Source organism: Saccharothrix hoggarensis, assembly GCF_042678885.1.
In the GTDB taxonomy this organism is placed as follows: Bacteria; Actinomycetota; Actinomycetes; order Mycobacteriales; family Pseudonocardiaceae; genus Actinosynnema; species Actinosynnema hoggarensis.
Genome location: NZ_JBHTLK010000401.1, coordinates 1 through 3,136 on the forward strand (window position 1 = coordinate 1; position 3,136 = coordinate 3,136).

The following is a 3,136-nucleotide window of genomic DNA, read 5'->3' on the forward strand; positions in this document are numbered from 1 at the left end:
CGGGGCGGGCCGGCGGACCCGGCTGGTGGTGGCGGCCGAGCTGGGGGTGCTCGGCGCGGGCGACGCCGTCGTGCCGCTGGAGCTGTCCGACCCGATCCGCCGGGTCCGGTCGGTGGTCGAGACCGCCGGGGTGTCCGTCGTGCTGTGCGACGACGCGTCGGCGGCGTCGCTGGAACCGCTGGGGCTGCGGCGGATCGCGCTGGACGAGGCCGTCGCCGGCCCGGTCGGCGCGCCCGGACCGGTGGTGCGGGCGGGCGACCTGGCGTTCGTGCTGTTCACGTCCGGCTCGACCGGCGTGCCGAAGGGCGTGCTGCTCGAACACGGGTCGCTGGTGAACCTGCTCGACGCGCACCGCCGCACGCACTTCGGCGAGGCCGGGCCCCGACGCGTGGCGCTGACCGCGTCGTTCGCGTTCGACGCCGCCGTGGACCAGCTGCTGTGGCTGGTCGGGGGGCACGAGCTGCACGTGGTGGACGAGGTCACGCGCCGCGACTCCGAAGGTCTGCTGCGGTTCGTGCGGGAACGCCGGATCGACGTGCTGGACGTGCCGCAGTCGCAGATGGCGCAGCTGGTCGACCTCGGCCTGCTGGACCGCGACGGGCACCGGCCGACGACGTTGATCATGGGCGGCGAGGCGATCCGGCCCGCGCTGTGGCAGCGGCTCGCGGCCGAGGACGGCGTGGACGCCTGGAACTTCTACGGCCCCACCGAGTGCACCGTGGACGCGTTGACCTGGCGGCTGCGCGACAGCGACACCCCGCTCATCGGCACGCCGATCGACAACACGGCGGTCTACCTGCTCGACCGCAGCGGCGACCCGGTGCCGGAGGGCGCGGTCGGGGAGATCTTCCTCGCCGGACGCCACCTGGCGCGCGGGTACCTCGGCCGGCCCGGCCTGACCGCCGACAAGTTCGTGCCCGACCCGTTCGCGGCCGAGCCCGGCGTGCGGATGTACCGCACGGGCGACCTCGGCCGGGTCGGGCCGGGCGGCGCCGTCGAGTTCCTGGGCCGCTCCGACCACCAGGTGAAGGTGCGCGGGTACCGGGTGGAGCTGGGCGAGGTGGAGTCCGTCATCGCCGCCCACCCGGACGTGGTGGACGTCGTGGTGAGCTTCCGCGACGTCCGGGGCGAGGGCGCCGAACTGCTCGCGCACGTCGTGCCCGCGGCCGGGACGCGGCCCGGCGCGGAGGACCTGCGGATGCTCGTGCTGTCGCGGCTGCCCGAGTACATGCTGCCCAGGGCGTTCATCCTGGTGGACGAGCTGCCGAGGCTGGCGAGCGGCAAGGTGGACCTGGCGGCGCTGCCCACCGCGGCGCAGGACGACCTCGACGTCCACGCCGCTCCCCGGTCGGGCGCGGAGCAGGTCGTCGCGGCGGTCGTCGCGGGCGTGCTGGACCTGCCGCGCGTCGGCCGGACCGACGACTTCTTCAAGCTCGGCGGGCACTCCCTGAGCGCGGGCAAGGTCGTCGCGCGGACCCGTGAGCTGTTCGGCGCGTCGGTGTCCGTGCGGGCGCTGTTCGACAACCCGACGATCGAGCGGTTCGCCGCCGTCGTCAGCGCCTCGGCGAAGACCGCGCCGACGCCGATCGCCAAGGTCGACTTGCCCGGCCCGCGGCCGCTGTCGTCGGCACAGCTGCGCCTGTGGCTGCTGGCGGAGCTGGAACCCGACTCGACCGCGTACAACATGGGCGAGCTGTACCGGCTGCGCGGCCCGCTCGACGTGGCCGCGCTGACCACGGCGGTGGAGAGCCTGGTCGCCCGGCACGAGTCGCTGCGCACGCGGTTCCCCGTGGTCGACGGCGAGCCGGCGCAGGTGGTGGAGGCCCGTTGGCCGGGGGCCGTCGAGGTGACCGCGGGCGCGCCGCCCGTCGAGGACGCGATCAAGGCGTTCACGGCCCGCGTGATGGGGCGGACCTACGACCTGGAGCAGGGTCCGCTGTTCCACGCCGAAGTGCTGCGCCTGGGCCACGAGGATTACGTGCTCGCGCTGAGCATGCACCACATCGCGTGCGACGGCTGGTCCGTCACGCTGATGCTGGACGAGATCGCCGCGACCTACCGGGCGCTGACGACCGGCGAGCCCGTGGTGTCCGAGCCGCTGCCGGTGCAGTACGGCGACTTCGCCGTGTGGCAGCGGGAGGCGTTGCGCGGACCGGCTCTGCAACGGCAGCTGACGTACTGGCTGGACCACATCGCGGGCGCGCCGGTGGTGCTGGACCGGCTCGCGCCGGGGGAGCGGACCGCGTCACGGCGCAGCACCACCGTGGAGGTCGTGCTGTCGCCGGAGCTGACGGCGGGCCTGCGCGAGCTGGCGCGCGAGGTCGGCGGCACGCTGTTCATGGCGGTGCTGGCGGCGTTCCAGGTGCTGGTGTCGCGGCTGAGCGGGCAGCGCGACCTGCTCGTCGGCGTGCCGGTCGCGGGCCGCACCGCGCCCGAGGTGGAGAACCTGGTCGGGTTCTTCGTGAACCTGCTCGCCGTGCGCGGCGACCTGCGCGACGACCCGGCGTTCATCGACGTGGTGGCCGGCGCGCGGGACGCCCTGCTGGGCGGGTTCGCGCACCAGGACCTCCCGTTCGAGCGGTTGGTGGAGGCGGTGAACCCCGACCGAGTGCCGGGCGTGCCGCCGCTGGTCCAGGTGGCGTGCCAGCTGTTCGAGGAGCCCGCCGACGGCACGTTCGACCTGCCGGGCCTCGACGTGACGGCGCTGGACACCGACACCGACGCGCCCCGGTTCGACCTCAACCTCGACCTGTTCCGCGACGGCGAAGGGCTGCGGGGCTCGTTCTACTGCGCCGAGTCCGTGTTCTCCGCCGAGGACGCCCAGCGGCTCGCGGAGCTGTTCACCACCCTCGTGGCCGCCGCGGTGGACGACGCCGAGGCCCCGGTCTCGGAGCTGCCGCTGGTCGTGGACGCCGACGTGGAGTCGTTGGTGGCGCTCGGCGACGGCGGGCAGGCGGCCGAGTCCGTCGAGTCCGCCGAGTCCGTCGAGTCCGCCGACACGCTGGTCGACGCCTTCCGCCGCCGTGCCGAGGCGACGCCGGACGTGACGGCGGTGGTCGACGCGCACCGGTCGTGGACGTACGCCGAACTGGCCGACGCCGCCGGGTCCGTCGCCGCCGCCGTGCGCGGGCGCCGG

Annotated in this window: 1 protein-coding gene; it reads left to right on the plus strand. The window is 74.8% G+C overall.

All coding sequences use genetic code 11. The annotated features are described in order from the left end of the window. On the plus strand, positions 1-3,136 hold a 3,136-nt coding region (locus ACFQ3T_RS35505), incomplete at both ends, for an amino acid adenylation domain-containing protein (protein WP_380730343.1).